This is a genomic window from Dactylosporangium sp. NPDC049140 (genome assembly GCF_040648435.1).
Map to the genome: position 1 here is coordinate 53,698 of NZ_JBEZDS010000009.1, position 16,134 is coordinate 69,831.

Annotated in this window: 17 protein-coding genes and 1 riboswitch; of the genes, 4 read left to right on the plus strand and 13 right to left on the minus strand. The window is 74.6% G+C overall.

All coding sequences use genetic code 11. The features are described from left to right. Positions 1–101 precede the first annotated feature (101 nt). On the minus strand, positions 102–686 hold the full coding sequence (locus tag AB0B76_RS17020; RefSeq protein ID WP_360375590.1) for a SigE family RNA polymerase sigma factor: 585 nt from the start codon (positions 684–686) through the stop codon (positions 102–104). A 107-nt stretch (positions 687–793) separates the two neighbouring features. Here AB0B76_RS17020 and AB0B76_RS17025 point away from each other — a divergent pair, with 107 nt between their 5' ends. Further along, positions 794–1,282 (plus strand): hypothetical protein, encoded by a 489-nt coding sequence (locus AB0B76_RS17025; protein WP_360375592.1) that lies wholly within the window; start codon positions 794–796, stop codon positions 1,280–1,282. A gap of 43 nt (positions 1,283–1,325) precedes the next feature. On the opposite strand, the gene ribH is transcribed toward AB0B76_RS17025, so the two are convergent. The 6 genes from ribH to rpe all read right to left on the minus strand — a co-directional run bounded on the left by ribH (position 1,326) and on the right by rpe (position 6,685). Then, a complete protein-coding gene (gene ribH, locus AB0B76_RS17030) occupies positions 1,326–1,802 on the minus strand; it encodes a 6,7-dimethyl-8-ribityllumazine synthase (protein WP_360375594.1) in 477 nt (158 codons plus the stop codon). Continuing rightward, the gene (locus tag AB0B76_RS17035) at positions 1,802–3,046 is read right to left on the minus strand and encodes a bifunctional 3,4-dihydroxy-2-butanone-4-phosphate synthase/GTP cyclohydrolase II (protein ID WP_360375596.1); all 1,245 of its coding nucleotides are present in this window, start codon (positions 3,044–3,046) and stop codon (positions 1,802–1,804) included. The genes ribH and AB0B76_RS17035 overlap by 1 nt, the downstream gene beginning before the upstream one ends. After that, positions 3,043–3,642 (minus strand): riboflavin synthase, encoded by a 600-nt coding sequence (locus AB0B76_RS17040; RefSeq protein ID WP_360375598.1) that lies wholly within the window; start codon positions 3,640–3,642, stop codon positions 3,043–3,045. The genes AB0B76_RS17035 and AB0B76_RS17040 overlap by 4 nt, the downstream gene beginning before the upstream one ends. Positions 3,643–3,645: 3 nt before the next feature. Next, on the minus strand, positions 3,646–4,674 hold the full coding sequence (gene ribD, locus AB0B76_RS17045) for a bifunctional diaminohydroxyphosphoribosylaminopyrimidine deaminase/5-amino-6-(5-phosphoribosylamino)uracil reductase RibD (protein WP_360375600.1): 1,029 nt from the start codon (positions 4,672–4,674) through the stop codon (positions 3,646–3,648). Positions 4,675–4,796: 122 nt separating this feature from the next. Beyond that, positions 4,797–4,947, minus strand: a riboswitch (FMN riboswitch). A gap of 81 nt (positions 4,948–5,028) precedes the next feature. Beyond that, on the minus strand, positions 5,029–5,982 hold the full coding sequence (locus AB0B76_RS17050; RefSeq protein ID WP_360375602.1) for a response regulator: 954 nt from the start codon (positions 5,980–5,982) through the stop codon (positions 5,029–5,031). Positions 5,983–6,019: 37 nt separating this feature from the next. After that, a complete protein-coding gene (rpe, locus tag AB0B76_RS17055) occupies positions 6,020–6,685 on the minus strand; it encodes a ribulose-phosphate 3-epimerase (protein WP_360375604.1) in 666 nt (221 codons plus the stop codon). 120 nt (positions 6,686–6,805) lie between these two features. Between rpe and AB0B76_RS17060 the strand changes: the two genes are divergently transcribed. Continuing rightward, a complete protein-coding gene (locus AB0B76_RS17060; RefSeq protein ID WP_360375606.1) occupies positions 6,806–7,345 on the plus strand; it encodes a hemerythrin domain-containing protein in 540 nt (179 codons plus the stop codon). On the opposite strand, the gene AB0B76_RS17065 is transcribed toward AB0B76_RS17060, so the two are convergent. From AB0B76_RS17065 to def, 3 genes are read right to left on the minus strand one after another with little or no spacing between them, the layout of a single operon-like run. Next, positions 7,338–8,783: an RsmB/NOP family class I SAM-dependent RNA methyltransferase gene (locus AB0B76_RS17065; RefSeq protein WP_360375608.1), complete on the minus strand. Its 1,446-nt coding sequence runs from the start codon at positions 8,781–8,783 to the stop codon at positions 7,338–7,340. The two genes, AB0B76_RS17060 and AB0B76_RS17065, sit on opposite strands and share 8 nt — an antisense overlap. Continuing rightward, entirely contained in the window at positions 8,780–9,727 is a 948-nt protein-coding gene (fmt, locus tag AB0B76_RS17070) for a methionyl-tRNA formyltransferase (protein WP_360375610.1), read from the minus strand. The genes AB0B76_RS17065 and fmt overlap by 4 nt, the downstream gene beginning before the upstream one ends. A 7-nt stretch (positions 9,728–9,734) precedes the next feature. Continuing rightward, positions 9,735–10,283 carry a peptide deformylase gene (def, locus tag AB0B76_RS17075; RefSeq protein WP_360375612.1) on the minus strand — a complete coding sequence of 183 codons (549 nt, stop codon included), beginning with the start codon at positions 10,281–10,283 and terminating at the stop codon, positions 9,735–9,737. 61 nt (positions 10,284–10,344) lie between these two features. On the opposite strand from def, the gene AB0B76_RS17080 reads away from it, so the two are divergent. Then, positions 10,345–12,072, plus strand: coding sequence for an ABC transporter ATP-binding protein (locus AB0B76_RS17080; RefSeq protein WP_360375614.1), 1,728 nt, complete (start codon positions 10,345–10,347; stop codon positions 12,070–12,072). Further along, a complete protein-coding gene (locus AB0B76_RS17085) occupies positions 12,069–12,632 on the plus strand; it encodes an AAA family ATPase (RefSeq protein ID WP_360375616.1) in 564 nt (187 codons plus the stop codon). Before AB0B76_RS17080 ends, AB0B76_RS17085 begins: the two co-directional genes overlap by 4 nt. 9 nt (positions 12,633–12,641) lie before the next feature. Here AB0B76_RS17085 and AB0B76_RS17090 read toward each other — a convergent pair whose 3' ends face one another. The 3 genes from AB0B76_RS17090 to AB0B76_RS17100 are packed head-to-tail and all read right to left on the minus strand — an operon-like array spanning position 12,642 to position 15,911. Then, positions 12,642–13,622: a hypothetical protein gene (locus AB0B76_RS17090; RefSeq protein ID WP_360375618.1), complete on the minus strand. Its 981-nt coding sequence runs from the start codon at positions 13,620–13,622 to the stop codon at positions 12,642–12,644. Further along, positions 13,619–13,942, minus strand: a complete 324-nt coding sequence (locus tag AB0B76_RS17095; RefSeq protein ID WP_360375620.1) for a PadR family transcriptional regulator — start codon at positions 13,940–13,942, stop codon at positions 13,619–13,621. Before AB0B76_RS17095 ends, AB0B76_RS17090 begins: the two co-directional genes overlap by 4 nt. Positions 13,943–13,997: 55 nt before the next feature. Beyond that, the gene (locus tag AB0B76_RS17100) at positions 13,998–15,911 is read right to left on the minus strand and encodes a primosomal protein N' (RefSeq protein WP_360376060.1); all 1,914 of its coding nucleotides are present in this window, start codon (positions 15,909–15,911) and stop codon (positions 13,998–14,000) included. Positions 15,912–16,134: the final 223 nt, after the last annotated feature.

Genomic DNA, 16,134 nt, shown 5'->3' on the forward strand with positions numbered 1-16,134 from the left:
GCTGCGCTCCGGACCACGCGCCGGCACCTCCGCAAGCTCCGGCACCAGCACGACAAAACTGTGCCTCTGGTGAGCGGCCCCTCCGCTGCGCTCCGGACCGCTCACGGCATCCGCTCCAAGGTCTGGCGCAGCGCGGCCATGCCGCGGGACGCGTGGCTCTTGACGGCGCCGCGGCTGACCCCCATGGCGTCGGCGATCTCGGCCTCGGACAGCTCGGCGTAGTACCGCAGCACGATCGCCTCCCGCTGCCGGGTGGGCAGCCGGCGTACCGCGTCCAGGACCTCCCGGTGCGCGAGCAGGCTCAGCGCGCCCGTCTCGGCGCTGGCCACGACCTGCGGGCCGTCGGGGCCCCGGGCGACGTGCCGCTCGGCCACGCCCCGCCGGCGCAGCGCCGACCGGGCCCCGTTGAGCACGCTCGTGCGCAGGTACGCCAGCGCCTTGTCCGCGTCCCGCAGGCGCCACCAGCGGCGGTGCAGCGCGACGTACGCGTCCTGGACCACGTCCTCTGCGACCCCCTCGTCGTGCAGCAGCAGGACCGCGAGGCGCACGAGGCCGCGGTAGTGCGCGGCGAAGAGGGCCCCGATCGCCTCGTCGGCGCTCCAGCCGCGCGCGCCCTCCTCCGGCGTGTCGCGCAGCAACTCGCGGCCCGGGTCGCGCGCCGGGTTGCCGGGGGTCGCTGCCTGCACCGGCCTACGGTCCCACGCCGCGGCCGCGGCTTCCGCCATCACACCCAGACGACGCGCGGGTCCGCCCATCGGTTTACCGGCCTGATCACCTGGTTACCCTGTGCCTCGTGGATACGGAGCCGAAGTACACCGACGAAGAGTGGGGCCTGCTCGTCGGCCTCCCGCAGTCCGTCCTGATCGCCGCGTCCCAGGCCGAGGCCGACGGCGCCCGGCGCACCCGCGAGGAGTGGACGGCGGGGATGACCGCCATCGCCGACGGCCGCGGCTCGTCCAGCGAGCTCGTGAAGACCGTCGCCGCCGAGGTGGTCAGCCGCCAGGGTGACATCACCGACGGCGACGAGCCCCCGGTCATCGAGTTTCCCGACCGCGAGGCCGGGCTGGCCGACGTGATCTCCCGGGCCCGGGCCGCGCACGAGCTGCTGGCGGCGAAGGCCGAGACGGCCGACGCCGAGGCGTACCGCTACTGGGTCGTCACGCTGGCCGACGTGGTCGTGGGCGCGGCGAGCACCGGCGGGGTGCTGGGCATCGGCGGCGAGCAGGTCACCCCGGCCGAGCGCGGCTTCCGCGACGAGCTGGCCGCGGCCCTCGAGGTCTGAGCGCGGGTGGGGGGCCCATGCGGCCTCCCACCCACGTGACGGCTCAGGACTTGGCGACCAGCCGCAGCGCCACGGCCGCGTCCAGGGCGGCCAGCGCGGCCGAGTAGCCCTTGTCCTCCGCGGAGTCGGGGAAGCCCGCCCGGGCCCGCGCCTGCTCGTAGTTGTCGACGGTGAGCACCCCGTGGGCGACCGGCGTCGAGTTGTCCAGGGCGACCCGGGTGAGGCCGTCGGTGACGGACTGGCAGACGTACTCGAAGTGCGCCGTGTCGCCCCGGATGACCACGCCGAGCGCGACCACCGCGTCGAAGCGGTGGGCCAGGCCCTGCGCCAGCACCGGCAGCTCGACCGCGCCCTCGACCCGGGCCACCGTGATGTGGTCGACGTTTGACGCCTCCGCGGCCTCGATCGCCCGGTTGAGCATGTGGTCCACGAGGTCGGCGTGCCACCGCGTGGCCACGATCCCGAACGTCAGCCCGGTGCCGTCCACCCGTTGCAGGACGGGTGCCCCACTACCAGCCATTACGCAAGTCCCTCCGCAACCTCGTCGAGCTCGTCCAGCAGATGCCCCATGCGGTCCCGCTTGGTGCGCAGGTAGCGCACGTTCTCGGGGTGCGGCCGGGTCGGCAGGGGCACGCGACCCAGTACGGACAGACCGTACCCTTCCAGGCCCGCCCGCTTTGCCGGATTGTTCGTGAGCAGCCGCATCGTTTTGATGCCGAGATCCACCAGGATCTGCGCGCCGGTGCCGTAGTCGCGCGCGTCCGCGGGCAGGCCCAGGTCCAGGTTCGCGTCGACGGTGTCGCGGCCGAGGTCCTGCAGCTGGTACGCCTGCAGCTTGTGCATGAGCCCGATGCCCCGGCCCTCGTGCCCGCGCATGTAGAGCACCACGCCGCGGCCCTCGGCGGCGACCATGTTCATCGACGCCTCCAACTGGGGGCCGCAGTCGCAGCGCACCGAGCTGAACACGTCGCCGGTCAGGCACTCGGAGTGCACGCGCACGAGCACGTCCTCGCCGTCGCCGAGGTCGCCGTAGACCAGGGCGATGTGCTCGCCGTTGCCGTACCGCTGGGTGTACCCGACCGCCCGGAACACCCCGTGCTCGGTCGGCAGCCGCGTCTCGGCGACCCGCTCGATCTGCTGCTCGGTGTGGCGGCGGTACGCGATCAGGTCCGCGATGCTGATCAGCGCCAGGTCGTGCTCGGCGGCGAACGCGCGCAGGTCGGGCAGGCGCATCATGGTGCCGTCGTCGTTGACCATCTCGCAGAGCACGCCGGCCGGGCGCAGGCCGGCCATGGTGGCCAGGTCCACGGCCGCCTCGGTGTGCCCGGCCCGGCGCAGCACCCCGCCGTCCTTGGCCCGCAGCGGCACGATGTGCCCGGGCCGGGTCAGGTCGTGCGGCTGGGTCTCGGGCGAGGAGAGCAGGTTGATCGTGCGGGCCCGGTCGGCGGCGGAGATGCCGGTGGTGCCGCCGAAGCGGGCGTCGACCGTGACGGTGTAGGCGGTGCCGCGGCGGTCCTGGTTGGTGCGGTACATCGGCGGCAGGTCGAGGCGGTCGGCCTCGGCCTCGGTGATCGGCACGCAGATGTAGCCCGACGTGTAGCGCACCATGAACGCGACCAGCTCCGGCGTGGCGAACTCGGCCGCGAAGATCAGGTCGCCCTCGTTCTCGCGGTCCTCGTCGTCCACCACGATCACCGCGCGCCCGGCCGCGATCTCCTTGACCGCCCGCTCGATCGTGTCCAGGCTCGAAGCCGGCTCGCTCATGACTGGGCCGCCTTGCCGAGCAGCTTCTCCACGTACTTGGCCATGATGTCGACCTCCAGGTTGACCCGCTCGCCGGCGCCCTTGGCGCCGAGCGTCGTGAGCTTGAGCGTGGTCGGGATGAGCCCGACCGAGAATGTGTCGTCGGTGACGGCCATGACGGTCAGCGAGATCCCGTCGACGGTGATGGAGCCCTTCTCCACGACGTAGCGCCCCAGCCCCTCGGGCAGCGCGAACGTCACCGTCTCCCACTGGTCGCCGGCCTCCCGCGACAGGACCTGCCCGACCCCGTCGACGTGGCCCTGCACGATGTGCCCGCCGAGGCGGGTGGCGACCGTCGCGGCGCGCTCGAGGTTCACGGCCGAGCCCGGGCGCAGCGCGCCGAGCGTCGAGCGCCGCAGCGACTCCCCCATCACGTCGGCGGTGAACACCCCGTCGGCGTTGTCCACGACGGTGAGACAGACCCCGTTGACCGAGATCGAGTCGCCGTGGGCGGCGTCGGAGGTGACGGTCGTCCCGCGGATCGCCAGCCGGGCGGAGTCGCCCAGCTCGTCGATCGCGACGACGGTCCCGAGCTCTTCGATGATGCCGGTGAACACTGCTCACGCACCTTTCACTGTTGCCGTCAGGCGCACGTCGGGCCCGATCCTGGCAAGGTCGACAACGTCGAGCGTCAATGCCTCGGCGATGCTGGAGATTCCGGCGAAGCCCAGGGCGGCCGGGCCGGCCCCGAGCAGCTTGGGGGCGAGGTAGGCCACCACCCGGTCCACGAGCCCCGCGGCGAGGAAGGCGCCCGCGAGGGTCGGCCCGCCCTCGAGCAGCGCCACCCGTACGCCGCGGGCGTACAGCTCGCGCAGCAGGGCCGGGAGGTCCGAGCCCTCCGCGCGCCAGGTGGGGGCCGAGCGGTCCGTGATCCGGAAGCTGCCGTCGTCGAGCTCGGCGCCGCGCGCGCCGGTGACGACGACCCGCAGCGGCTGGCGCGGGGCGAGGACGCCCTGGCGCGAGCGGACCGTGAGCTGGGGATCGTCGGCGAGCACGGTGCCGATGCCGGCGATGATCGCGTCGACCCCGGCCCGCAGCCGGTGCACGTCCGCCCGGGCGTCCGGGGACGTGATCCACTTGCTGGTCCCGTCGGCCGCGGCCGAGCGCCCGTCGAGCGTGGCCGCGAACTTCCAGATGACGTAAGGGGTGCCCCGGGAAACGGCGGTGAGCCAGCCCTCCATGGCCTCGTGGGCGGGCTCGTGCAGTACCGAACCCATTTCCACGACGACCCCGGCGGCGCGCAACGTCTCGGCGCCCCCCGCGGCGACCGGGTTGGGGTCGGCGACCCCGACCACGACCCGGGCCACCCCCGCCGCGACGAGCGCGCGCGAGCACGGCCCGGTGCGACCGGTGTGGTCGCAGGGCTCGAGGGTGACGTAGGCGGTGGCGCCGCGGGCCCGCTCGCCCGCCGCCAGCAGCGCCCGGACCTCGGCGTGCGGCCCGCCGGCCGGGGCCGTGCGCCCCTCGCCGACGATCTCGCCGCCGGGCGCGACGAGCACGCAGCCGACGTTGGGGTTGGGGCTGGTCTCGCCGAGGCTCAGGCGCGCCAGTTCGATGGCGCGTCGCATGAACGTCTCGTCGTCTGCCATGGCCCTCTCCCGCGTGGTCAAGTGATCACACGCGGGGGGACGCCTATGGCACCCCGATGTTTCGACCAGGGAGCGCGCGGCGACCCACCGGAATCGCCCCAAATGGGTCGACACCGGATCCCGCGCGCTGAACTCCCATCCGGACTTTGACCGTCGGCCCTGGACTCACACCAGGTCCACCGGCCGATGGCTTCGACCGGGTCGCGGGCTCCCGCTCCCCGTGGAGGAGCGATTACCGCCGGTTCGGAATTTCACCGAGCCCCGCCAGCGCGTGGTGGGTACGTAACCTGAGTCTGACACACAACCGCCGGTCCTTACCTTCCAGGTTGCGGGATGTGCGTCACAGCAACCGGGTCAGCTCAGGTCCACCACGCTGCGGCGGTCGACGGCGACGTAGTTGCCGTTGTGCTTCTTGGCCACCTTCTTCATCTCGGTGGCGATGGAGATGACCTCGCGCGGGTCGGTGAACTTGCCGCTCTCGGGCGTCGCGACGGCCACCCCGATCGACAGGGTGACCAGGTTGGGCTGCTGGACCTCGCCGGTGCGGGAGACGACCTCGATGTAGCCGCGCTCGGCGTCGACCGGGTCGTACAGCGCGTCGGCGGCGCCCTGGAACGCCAGGATCGCGTTTGTCGTGAGGTCCTTGAGCTGGTCGGGGGTGCAGACGATCAGGAAGTCGTCGCCGCCGATGTGGCCGAGGAACGCGGGCGGCAGGCCGACGTCGACGACGGCCCGGTGCAGCGCGCGGGCGAGGGCGATGATGAACTCGTCGCCGCGCTGGAAGCCGTACACGTCGTTGACCGGCTTGAACCGGTCGATGTCCACGTGCGAGACCGCGAAGTCGGTGCCGGCCCGCGCCCGGTCGGTGATCTCGCGCAGGATGCGCGTGTTGCCGGGCAGGCCGGTCAGCGGCGACACCTCGCGGTTCTCCTGGTTGCGCCGCAGCGTGGAGCGCACCCGGGCGACGAGCTCCATGGTGTCGAACGGCTTGACCAGGTAGTCGTCGGCCCCGGCCTGCAGGCCGATGACCTTGTCGGCGGTCTGCCCGCGCGCGGTCAGCAGGATCACCGGCATCGAGGCGGTCATCGGGTCGGCCCGCAGCCGGCGGGTCAGCTCGAGCCCGTCGAGCTGCGGCATCATCCAGTCGACCACGGCCAGCGCGGGCTTGTGCTCCTGGATGAGGTTGAGCGCGGTGGACCCGTCGTGGGCCATCAGCACCTCGAACCCCTCCAGGTCGAGGTTCACCTTGATGAACCGGGCGATGTCGACGTCGTCGTCGACCACGAGGATCAGGTCGCGTTCGCCCACTGTCGTCCCGTCTGTTCGTTTCCGGCCGGCGCCGGTCTCAGTTGTCCGCGGCGATGCCGCGCAGCTTGCGCACGGCCGCGGCCGGGTCCTGCGCGCCGTAGACGGCGGTCCCGGCCACGAAGGTGTCGGCCCCGGCCGCCGCACACGCCGCGATCGTATCTTCGGCCACGCCGCCGTCGACTTCAATGCGCAACTCGAGATGACCAGTGTCAATGTGGCGACGCGCCGTGCGGACCTTGTCCAGCAGCTCGGGGAGGAAGGCCTGGCCGCCGAAGCCGGCCTTGATGGTCATGATGAGCAGCAGGTCGAAGTGGGGCAGCAGGTCGAGGTACCCGTCGACGGGCGTGTCCCGGTCGATGGCGAGCCCGGCCCGGCTCCCCGCCGCGTGCAGGTCCTTCGCGATGGCCACCGGGTCGGTGGCCGCCTCGGCGTGGAAGGTCACGTTGTACGCCCCGGCCTCGGCGTAGTCAGTAGCCCAGCGCGCCGGGTCGGCGATCATGAGGTGGCAGTCGAACGGCAGGGTCGTCGCCCGGCGCAGGCTCTGCACCACCGGCAGCCCGATCGTGAGGTTGGGCACGAAGTGGTAGTCCATGACGTCCACGTGCAGCCAGTCCGCGGCCCCTTCGACGGCCCGCGCCGAGTCGGCGAGGCGGGAGAAGTCCGCGGCGAGAATCGAGGGCGCGATCACCAGGTTGTCCGACACAGCGTGATGCTATCCGCGATCCCGGGCGGCGCTCACCCCAACGCATGACCCGCCGCGACGCATCGCGACGACGCGCGTTCGATGCGTGATCTGCCGTGGGCGGCTGCGAGAATGGCACCCATGGATGTCGTCGAGGCGATCGTCAGCGATCACGTGCGGTTCGAGTACCTGCTGCGCGTCCTGCGGACCCGCGACACCGACCCCGACACCCTGCGGGCCCGGCGCACGAGCGCGCGGGCCGAGCTCGCCGACCTGCTCATCGCGCACGCCACGGCCGAGGAGACCGAGGTGTACCCGAAGCTGCGCCAGCTGGCCGACGGCGGCGCCCACGTCGAGCACGGCGCCGACGAGCACATCGACGGGCACCGCAAGCTCCTGGCGCTGCTCGAGGTGCGCGACGTGCTCGCGCCCGACTTCGACCGGGCCGTGGGCCGGCTCGCCAACTCCCTCGCGCACCACCTCGACGAGGAGGAGCGCACGCTGCTCAACGACGCCCGCCTCCAGCTCGACGCCGCGGCCCGCGAGGCGCTCGGCATCGCCTGGGCGGCCGAGCGCGACCGGCTCATCAACGCCGGGTGCGGGGCCTGGGACGCGGTCGCGGCGCTCATTCCGGAGGTACCGCAGCAGCGCGACCCGATGGCCCACGACTCGATCAGTTAGCCCGTCGCAGCAGCGCCACGAACATCGCGTCGGTGCCGTGCCGGTGCGGCCACAGCTGCACCGTCGGGCCCGTGCCCACCTCGGGCAGGGCCGCGGGCAGGTACGGCCGCGCGTCCACCAGCTCCACCTCGATCGACGAGCGCCGTGCCGCCTCCGTCACCGAGACTTCCGTCTCGGCCTGGTGCGGCGAGCACGTGACGTACGCCACGATGCCGCCCGGCCGGACCGCCCGGAAGGCCGCCTGGAGCAGCTCCCGCTGCAGCCGGGTGAGCGGCGGCAGGTCCGACGGCTGACGGCGCCAGCGCGCCTCGGGCCGGCGGCGCAGGGCGCCCAGGCCGGTGCAGGGCGCGTCGACCAGCACGCGGTCGAAGGCGCCCTCGGGCAGGTCCGGGTCCTTGCCGATGTCGCGGCCGTCGGCGTTGATGGTGTACACCGGCAGCCCCGGCGTCGCCTTGGCCACGAGCTCCGCGCGGTGGTGGGTGATCTCGACCGCCGTCACGTGCGCGTCGCGCTGCGCGGCGAGCGCGCCGAGCAGGCCCGCCTTGCCGCCCGGGCCGGCGCACAGGTCGAGCCAGCGCTCGTCCGGGCCCTCCACCGGGGCGTCGGCGAGCACGGCCGCGACCAGCTGGCTGCCCTCGTCCTGCACGTGGGCGCGCCCGTCGCGCACCGCCGCGATCGCGGCCGGGTCGCCGCCGCCGGCGAGCACGACCGCGTAGGGCGAGTACCGCCCGACGGTCGCCCCGCGCAGCCCGGCCGCCAGGTCCGCCGCCGTGACCAGGCCCGGGCGGGCGCACAGGTGCACGGCCGGCGGCAGGTTGTCGGCGTCCAGGGCGAGCTCGGCCTCGTCGAGGGAGCCCAGCGCGTCGGCGAACGCGTTGACGATCCACGCCGGGTGGGCGTGGGCCAGCGCGGCGCGGGCGATCGGGTCCTCGGGCGCGAGGCGCTCGACCCAGGCCGCGCGGTCGGCCTCGGCGACACGGCGCAGCACGGCGTTGGCGAAGCCGGCGGCCCCCGGCACCAGCGAGCGCACGAGGTCCACGGTGGTGGCCACGGCGGCGTGGGCGCCGACGCGCATGTGCAGCAGCTGGTACGCCCCGATCCGCAGCGCGTCGCGCACCGGCGGGTCGATGCGCTCCATCGCCCGGTCGGCCGCGGCGGCGACGATCGCGTCGAGGGTGCCGGTCTGGCGCAGCGTGCCGTACGTCACCTCGGTCGCGAAGGCCGCGTCGCGCCCCGACACGCCCATCTCGCGCAGGATGCCGGGCAGCACCAGGTTGGCGTAGGCGTCGTCGCGGTGCACGGCCGCCACGGCCTCGTAGGCCGCCTCGCGGGCCGGGTCGATCGCCGGCCGGCCGCCGCGCGGGGGCCGGGCCAGCCGGTCGTCGCGCCCACCGGCGGGCCGCTGGCCCGGGCCGCGACGAGGAACCGGGCGCGTCAAGATACGAGCTCCCCGGACTCGACCCGGGCGCCGCGGGCCCACGCGTCGGCGGGCATCGCCTTCTTGCCGGGCGCGGTCACGGTGCCCAGCACGACGGGCACGGTGCCGGTGCCGACGAGCACGCGGTTGCGCTCGACGGCGATCTGGCCGGGGCCGGGCGAGGCCGGGCCGCCCGCGATCACGGTCGCCGCCGTGAGCGGGGTGACCGGGCCGAGCTTGAGCCGCTCGCCGCGGAACGTGGTCCACGCGCCCGGGGCCGGGGTGCAGGCCCGGACCCGCCGGTCGACCGCGAAGGCGGGGTCGCCCCAGCGCACCTGAGCATCCTCCACGGTCAGCTTCGGAGCGGTCGTCACCCCTTCGTGCGGCTGCGGTACCGCCGAAAGGGCCCCCGCCCCGATGCCGTCCAGGACCTGCACGAGCAGCTCGGCGCCGGATTTGGCCAGCCGCTCGAGCAGGTCGCCCGAGGTGTCGCGCGGTCCGACGGGCTCCGTGAGCGTGCCGTAGACCGGCCCGGTGTCGAGGCCCTCCTCCAGCAGGAACACGCTCGCGCCGGTGACCTCGTCGCCGTGCAGCACCGCGTGCTGCACGGGCGCGGCGCCGCGCCAGGCGGGCAGCAGCGAGAAGTGCAGGTTGACCCAGCCGTGCCGCGGGATGTCCAGGGCGCTGCGCGGCACCAGGGCACCGTAGGCGACCACGGGCGCGCAGTCGGGCTCCAGGGCGCGCAGCTGTTCCTGGAACTCCGGGTCGCGCGGCTTGGCCGGCGTCAGCACCGGAATGCCGCGCTCGCTCGCCCACGCGCTGACCGGCGACGGGACGAGCTGCCGCCCACGCCCGGCGGGCGCGTCCGGCCGGGTGACGACCGCCACGAGCTCGTGCTGCGACGCGGCGATGGCGTCGAGGGCGGGCAGCGCCACGACCGGGGTGCCCGCGAAAACCAGCCTCACCGGAGCCTCACCGAATCCCGAAGAGCCCGTGCGGGCTCGCCTTGACGACCGGGGGCGCAGCGGGGCTGTACCACTCGGCCGCCCGGATCTCCTTCATCGCCTGCTTGCGCCGCTCGGGGTCGAGCCGGTCGACGAACAGGACGCCGTCGAGGTGGTCGGTCTCGTGCTGCGCGCAGCGGGCCATCAGCCCGGTGCCGACGATCTGGATCGGGTCGCCGTGCTCGTTGAAGCCCTTGGCGATCACGTTCTGGCGCCGCTTGGTGTCGACGTACACCCCGGGGATCGACAGGCAGCCCTCGGGCCCGTCCTGTTCCTCCTCGTCGGGGAACTCCAGCACCGGGTTGACCAGGTGCCCGACGACCTCGTCGACGTCGAAGGAGAACACCCGCAGCCCGACCCCGATCTGCGGGGCGGCCAGGCCGGTGCCGTTCTGCTGGTGCATCGTGTCCAGCAGGTCGCTCACCAGCTTGCGCAGCTCCTTGTCGAAGTCGACGACCGGGTCGGCTGCGGTGCGCAGCACCGGGTCGCCGAACAGGCGGACGGACTGGACGGTCAAGCGGCACCTCATCTGGCTTCGGCTGAATTCGGGCTCGTCAAGTCTAAGCTAGCTTTGATTCGTGTCCGACTCGCCTCGCGTCTCGCTGCGGTCGCTGCTGCCTTACCTCCGTGATCATCGGGCCACCCTCGTCGTCGTCGGGGTCCTCTCCCTCCTCGGTTCCGTCACCACGCTCGCCCAGCCCCTGCTCACCCGCCGAGTGCTCGACGGGCTTCAGGCCTCGCGCACGGTGTGGGGCACGGTCGCCCTGCTCGTCGTGGTGCTCGCGGCGGTCGCCGTCATCACCGCGGTCCGTGACTACCTGCTGCAGCGCACGGCCGAGGGGCTGGTGCTCACCTCGCGCCGCCGGCTCACGCGGCACCTGCTGCGGCTGCCCATCAGCGAGTACGACTCGCGGCGCACCGGTGACCTGCTCTCCCGCGTCGGCGCGGACTCGACGCTACTGCGCGCGGTGGTCACGTCGGGGCTGTTCGAGACCGTCACCGGCGCGGTGATGGTGGTCGGGGCGGCGGTGGCGATGCTGCTGCTCGACCCGATCCTGTTCCTGACCGCCGGGCTCGGGCTCGCGCTGGGGCTGTCGATCGCGCTGGTCTTCTCGCGCCGGGTGCGGCCCGCGTCGGAGGCGGCCCAGGAGCGCATCGGCGAGATGACCAGCGCCGTGGAGCGGGCGCTGTCGGCCGCGCGCACGATCCGGGCCAGCAACGCCGAGGACCGGGAGATCGCGGCCGTCGAGGTCAGCGCCGAGGGGGCGTACCACGCGGGCGTGCGCATCGCCCGCCTGCAGGCGCTCGTCGGGCCGGCGAGCATCGCCGCGATCCAGGGCGCCTTCCTGCTCCTGCTCGGGGTCGGGGGCGCGCGGGTCGCGGCCGGCACGATCTCCGTCGGGGACCTGGTGGCGTTCGTACTGTACCTGTTCTTCCTGGTCATGCCGCTGGGGCAGGCGTTGCACGCGTACACCCAGCTGCAGACCGGCCTCGGCGCACTGCAGCGCATGGAGGACATCCTCGCCGTGCCGCTGGAGGCCGACACCGGCACCACGCGCCCGGCGATCGGGCCCTCGGCGGTCGTCTTCGAGCGCGTCACGTTCGGCTACGCGGCCGCGCCCGAGCCCGTTGTGCGCGACGTGTCGTTCACGGTGCCGTACGGCACGCGCACCGCCCTCGTCGGGCCGTCCGGCGCCGGCAAGTCGACGCTGCTGCAGCTCGTCGAGCGCTTCTACGACGTCACCGGCGGCACGGTCCGCGTGGCCGGGGCGGACGTGCGCGACCTGCCGCGCCGGGCCTTGCGCGCGCAGCTCGGGTACGTCGAGCAGGAGGCCCCGGTGCTGGCCGGCACGCTGCGGGAGAACCTGCGCCTGACCGTGCCGGGCGCGACCGAGGCGCAGATGCTGGAGGTACTCGCGGCGGTCAACCTCACCGAGATCGTCGGACGGACCGCGAACGGGCTCGACGCCCAGGTCGGCGAGGGCGGCGTGCTGCTGTCCGGAGGCGAGCGGCAGCGGCTGGCGATCGCCCGTACCCTGCTCGCCGCGCCCCCGATCCTGCTGCTGGACGAGCCGACCTCGAACCTGGACGCGCGCAACGAGGTCGCGCTGCGCGAGGCGATCGACACCGTCGCCCGCAACCGCACCATGATCGTGGTGGCGCACCGGCTGTCCACCGTGGTCGACGCCGACCAGATCGTGGTGCTGGAGGCCGGGCGGGTCGCGGCGGTCGGGCGCCACGAGGAGCTGCTGGAGATCAGCCCGCTGTACCGGGAGCTGGCCACGAACCAGCTGCTGGTGGCATGACGGCGCCGGCCTGGGTGGTGGCCGGCCCGCCGGGGGCGGGCAAGTCCACGGTCGCCAACCTGCTGCTGCGGCTGCTCTCCCCCACGCCCGCACTGCTCGACAAGGACACCCTCTACGGCGACTTCGTGGCCGCGACCCTGGAGGCGGCCGGGCGCCCCCCGGGCGAGCGCGAGGGTCCCTGGTACGACACGAACATCAAGATCCACGAGTACGCGGGCCTGGCCGCGACCGCGCGCGAGATCCGTGCCCACGGCTGCCCGGTGCTGCTGTCGGGCCCGTTCACCGGCCAGATCTCGGACCCGGCCCGCTGGCACGCGTTCGTCGCCGCACTGGGCGGCGACCCGGTGTCGCTGGTCTGGGTCCGCTCCGACGAGCAGACCCTGCGGCAGCGGCTGCTGGCGCGCGGCTCACACCGCGACGGCCAGAAGCTGGCGCGCTGGCCGGAGTTCCTGGCCGCGATACCCCCGGACCGCCCACCGGCCGTGCCGCACCTGGAGATCGACAACCGGGCCGGCGCCCCGCCGCTGCTGCAGGCCCTCGAATCCGTGCTGCAGCGCTAGGCCGGCCGGTCACCGGGATGTCATCGGGCCGGCCGCTCGTCGCCGCAGGGCAACGCTCGTGATGCCGAGGGCAAGCGCGATGAGCGCGCCGAGGAACATGAGCGCGACGTAGGGGTCCTGCAGTTCGGAGCGGCTCTGGGCAAGATCGTCGGCCGGCGTCAGCGCGGCCGGCGCGAGGTCGGGGATCATGCGGGCGGGCGCGTAGCTGGACAGCAGCACCACCTCGATCAGCACCAGCAGGGTCAGGCCCGCGCCGGCGGTGAGGGCGCCGACGACTCGGCGGGACGGCTGCCCGCGGGTGAGGAACGCGGCGATGCCCATGGCGCAGACGAGAAGCGCCGCCGCGAACCCGGCCGACGCGGGAATCGGCGGGGCCAGCACCGCGCGGGCCAGCCACAACAGCGCCCCGCCGACCGCGGCGCCGCCGGCTGCCCACAGTGTCCTCGCGGTCGCGGGTGACCGGTCGGCGGTGACCGCGACGAAGCCGGCGAGGTAGCCGACCAGAATCGCGCCGAGCACCGGGACCACCTGCTCGGCCTCCTGATTCTGCCCGATCTGGTTCATGCCGGCGACGACGCCGAGTGCGGCCACCGCCACCGCCAGGGAACCGAATCCGCGCACGGTGCGGGCGGATCCGGCGGCGCCGACCGGACCGAGCGGGCCGGCGACCCGGCCGAGCCAGGAGACCGCGACCAGCCCGGCCACCAGCATGACGGCGTCCCACCGCAGCGCCGGGTTGACGATGCCCGCGCTCCACACCACGACACCGGCGAGGGCGCCCACCATCACGATCGAATACACCAGGGACCGCAGCACGACCGGCTGGCGCAGCACGGCGCCCGTGCAGCCGGCGGCGAACGTCCAGCGGTCGCGGCGGGCCGTCACCGCGACCAGCTCGGCCCGCATCGCGCGGCCCCAGTCGCGCCGCGCGGGCGGCAGCAGCCAGACCGCCGCCGACAGCAGCCGGGCCGCGCCGTCCCGGGCGCTCACCAGGCCCCTCGCAGTTCGGTGGCGGGGCCGGCCTTGCGCGGGGTGGCCCGCGTCTCGGCGGCGACCTCGGCCGCGAGCGTGGCCCCGGCGCCGGTCAGCCGGTACAGGTGCCGGGGCGGCCGGCCGGTCGGTGGATCGGTCTCCCAGGTCGCCTCGAGCAGCCCGCGATCGGCGAGACGGATGAGGATGGGGTAGAGGGAACCGGCCTTGAGGCCGACCTCCTGCCCGAGCTCGTAGCCGTGCCGCCAGGTGCCGGGCTGCTCGGCGAGGGCGGTCAGGACGGCCGCGGTCTGCGGCGACGGACGTCGGGTGCGGGCCATGCGCTAATTCTATCTAGATAGACAATGCCCGGACCAGAGGCCGCCCGGCCCGGCTCTACAGCAGGTCGAGCGGGTCGACCTGGATCTTCACCGGATCGGCGGCCTTGCGCACCGACCGTGCGCCCGCCGCCGCCTTGAGCGACAGCGCCAGCGCCTTCCCCGCCGCCCGCGAGGTGCGCACCAGCATCCGCTCCTGCCCCTCCGCGGCCGGCACCGGCCCGAGCACCTCCGCGCCCGGCGGGAGCTCGGCCAGCGCCAGCAGCTCCGCGACCGCCGCGGGCGTCCCGGTCAGCGCCGCGATCCGCGCCGCCGGCGGGAAGCCGAGCTCGCGCCGGTCGGCCAGCTCGCGGGCGGCGAGCCAGGCCGGGTCGAAGCGCAGCAGCGCCTGCACGGCCGCGAGCCCGCCGTCGGCGACGACGACCACCGGCGCGCCGGGCCGGGCCAGGGCCGCCGCCGTGAACCAGCGCCGCAGCGCCTCCTCGGTGCCGCGCAGGTCGGCGCGGGTGAGGAAGGCCCAGGTGTCGAGCAGGAGCACCGCGCCGTAGCCGCCGTCGGCGAGCGGCTCGGCGCCGGGGGTGGAGACGACGAGCGTGGCCTCGTGCGGCACGGTGGTCAGGATCCCGTCGCGGCCCGAGGTGCGCACCGGGGCGCCGGGAAAGGCCCGGGCCAGTTCTTCGGCGGTACGGCGGGCGCCGACGACGGCGGCGCGCAGGCGCCGGCCGCCGCACTCGGGGCAGGCGTGGCCGGCGGCGGGGCGGCCGCACCAGCGGCAGGCGGGCACGCCGTCGGCGGCCGGGAGGGCGAGCGGGCCGGAGCAGTGGCTGCAGCGGGCCGGGGTGTAGCAGTCGGCGCAGGCGACGGCGGGCAGGTACCCGCGGCGCGGCACCTGGATGAGCACCGGCCGGCCGCCGGTGAGGGCCTCGCGGGCGGCGCGCCAGGCGACCGAGGGCAGGCGCGCGGCCGCGGCCTCCGGGTCGCGGGCGCGCTCGTGCTCGCCGACGGTGAGCACGCGCGGCATGGCGCGGCGCAGCTCCTCGCGGGTGGCGCCGACCTCGATCGCCCAGCCGGTCTCGACGAGCTGCTGGGCCTCGGCGGTGCGCCCGAAGCCGCCGACGATCGCGGCGCAGTGCTCCTGCTCGGCGCGGGCCAGCAGCACCTGGCGGGCGTGCGGGTAGGGGGCGCGCTGCTCGGCGTGCAGGTCATCGCCGTCGTCCCAGATGGCCACCAGGCCGAGGCCGGCGACCGGGGCGAACGCGGCGGCGCGGGTGCCGATGACGATGCGGGCGGTGCCGCGGGCGGCGGCGAGGAAGCGGCGGTACCGCTCGGCGGGCCCGATCGCGGCGGAGAGCGCGACGTGGTGGCCCGGGCCGCCCAGGACCCGCAGCAGCGCGGCGTCGAGGCGTTCGAGGTCGCGGGCGTCGGCCACGACGACGAGCGCGCCCCGGCCGGCGGCGAGGCTTGCCGCGGCGGCCTCGGCCAGGCGGGCCGGCCAGTCCTCGCCGGGCAGGGCCGTCCAGACCGCGCGGGGCGCCCGGTCGTCGGCGAGGGCTCGCAGCAGCGCGGCGCCGGCGGTGTACCGCTCCCAGGCCGCCCCGGCAGTCGAGCCGGACGGCGGCGGCGGGTCGGCCGGGGGCGGGTCGGCCTCGGCCCGGGCGTGCCGGGGCGGGATGGCCAGGCGGAGCACGTCGGAGAGGGTGCCCGCGTACCGGTCCGCGATCTCCCGGGCCAGCCGCGCGACCTCGGGCGTGAGCACCCGCTCGGGCGAGACGACCTTGTCCAGGAACGAAAGCCGCCCGTCGTGGTCGCTCTGCGCGGCGCGTTCGAGCACGAAGCCGTCCACGACCTGGCCGCCGAAGCGGACCTTCACGCGCGTGCCGGGGCGAGCGGTCTCGGCGGCCTCGGCCGGCACCAGGTAGTCGAAGGGGCGGTCGAGATGCGGCAGCGGGCTGTCTACGCAGACGCGCGCGATCGGCGAATCGTCGGTCGCGCGTTTCGGCGGGGCGGCCTTGCGGGCGGCGCGCGCCTTCCCGCCGGCGTTTCCGGCAATGCGCTCGGCGGCGGCCCGCGGCTTCAGTTCCGACTCGGGGAACAACGCCGGCTCAATAGGCTCCGATCGATCGGTTGAGCGCGCCGCAATGCGAGATGAAGCTGAATGAATAGACTCCGGCGGATTTTCGCCAGGTGGCGAAAAT

Bases quoted from the DNA above. Each gene is read 5' to 3' on its own strand.
- ribH (WP_360375594.1), bottom strand. From the start codon at position 1,802: ATGGCTGGTAGTGGGGCACCCGTCCTGCAACGGGTGGACGGCACCGGG.
- AB0B76_RS17035 (WP_360375596.1), bottom strand. From the start codon at position 3,046: ATGAGCGAGCCGGCTTCGAGCCTGGACACGATCGAGCGGGCGGTCAAG.
- ribD (WP_360375600.1), bottom strand. From the start codon at position 4,674: ATGGCAGACGACGAGACGTTCATGCGACGCGCCATCGAACTGGCGCGC.
- AB0B76_RS17060 (WP_360375606.1), top strand. From the start codon at position 6,806: ATGGATGTCGTCGAGGCGATCGTCAGCGATCACGTGCGGTTCGAGTAC.
- AB0B76_RS17085 (WP_360375616.1), top strand. From the start codon at position 12,069: ATGACGGCGCCGGCCTGGGTGGTGGCCGGCCCGCCGGGGGCGGGCAAG.
- AB0B76_RS17095 (WP_360375620.1), bottom strand. From the start codon at position 13,942: ATGGCCCGCACCCGACGTCCGTCGCCGCAGACCGCGGCCGTCCTGACC.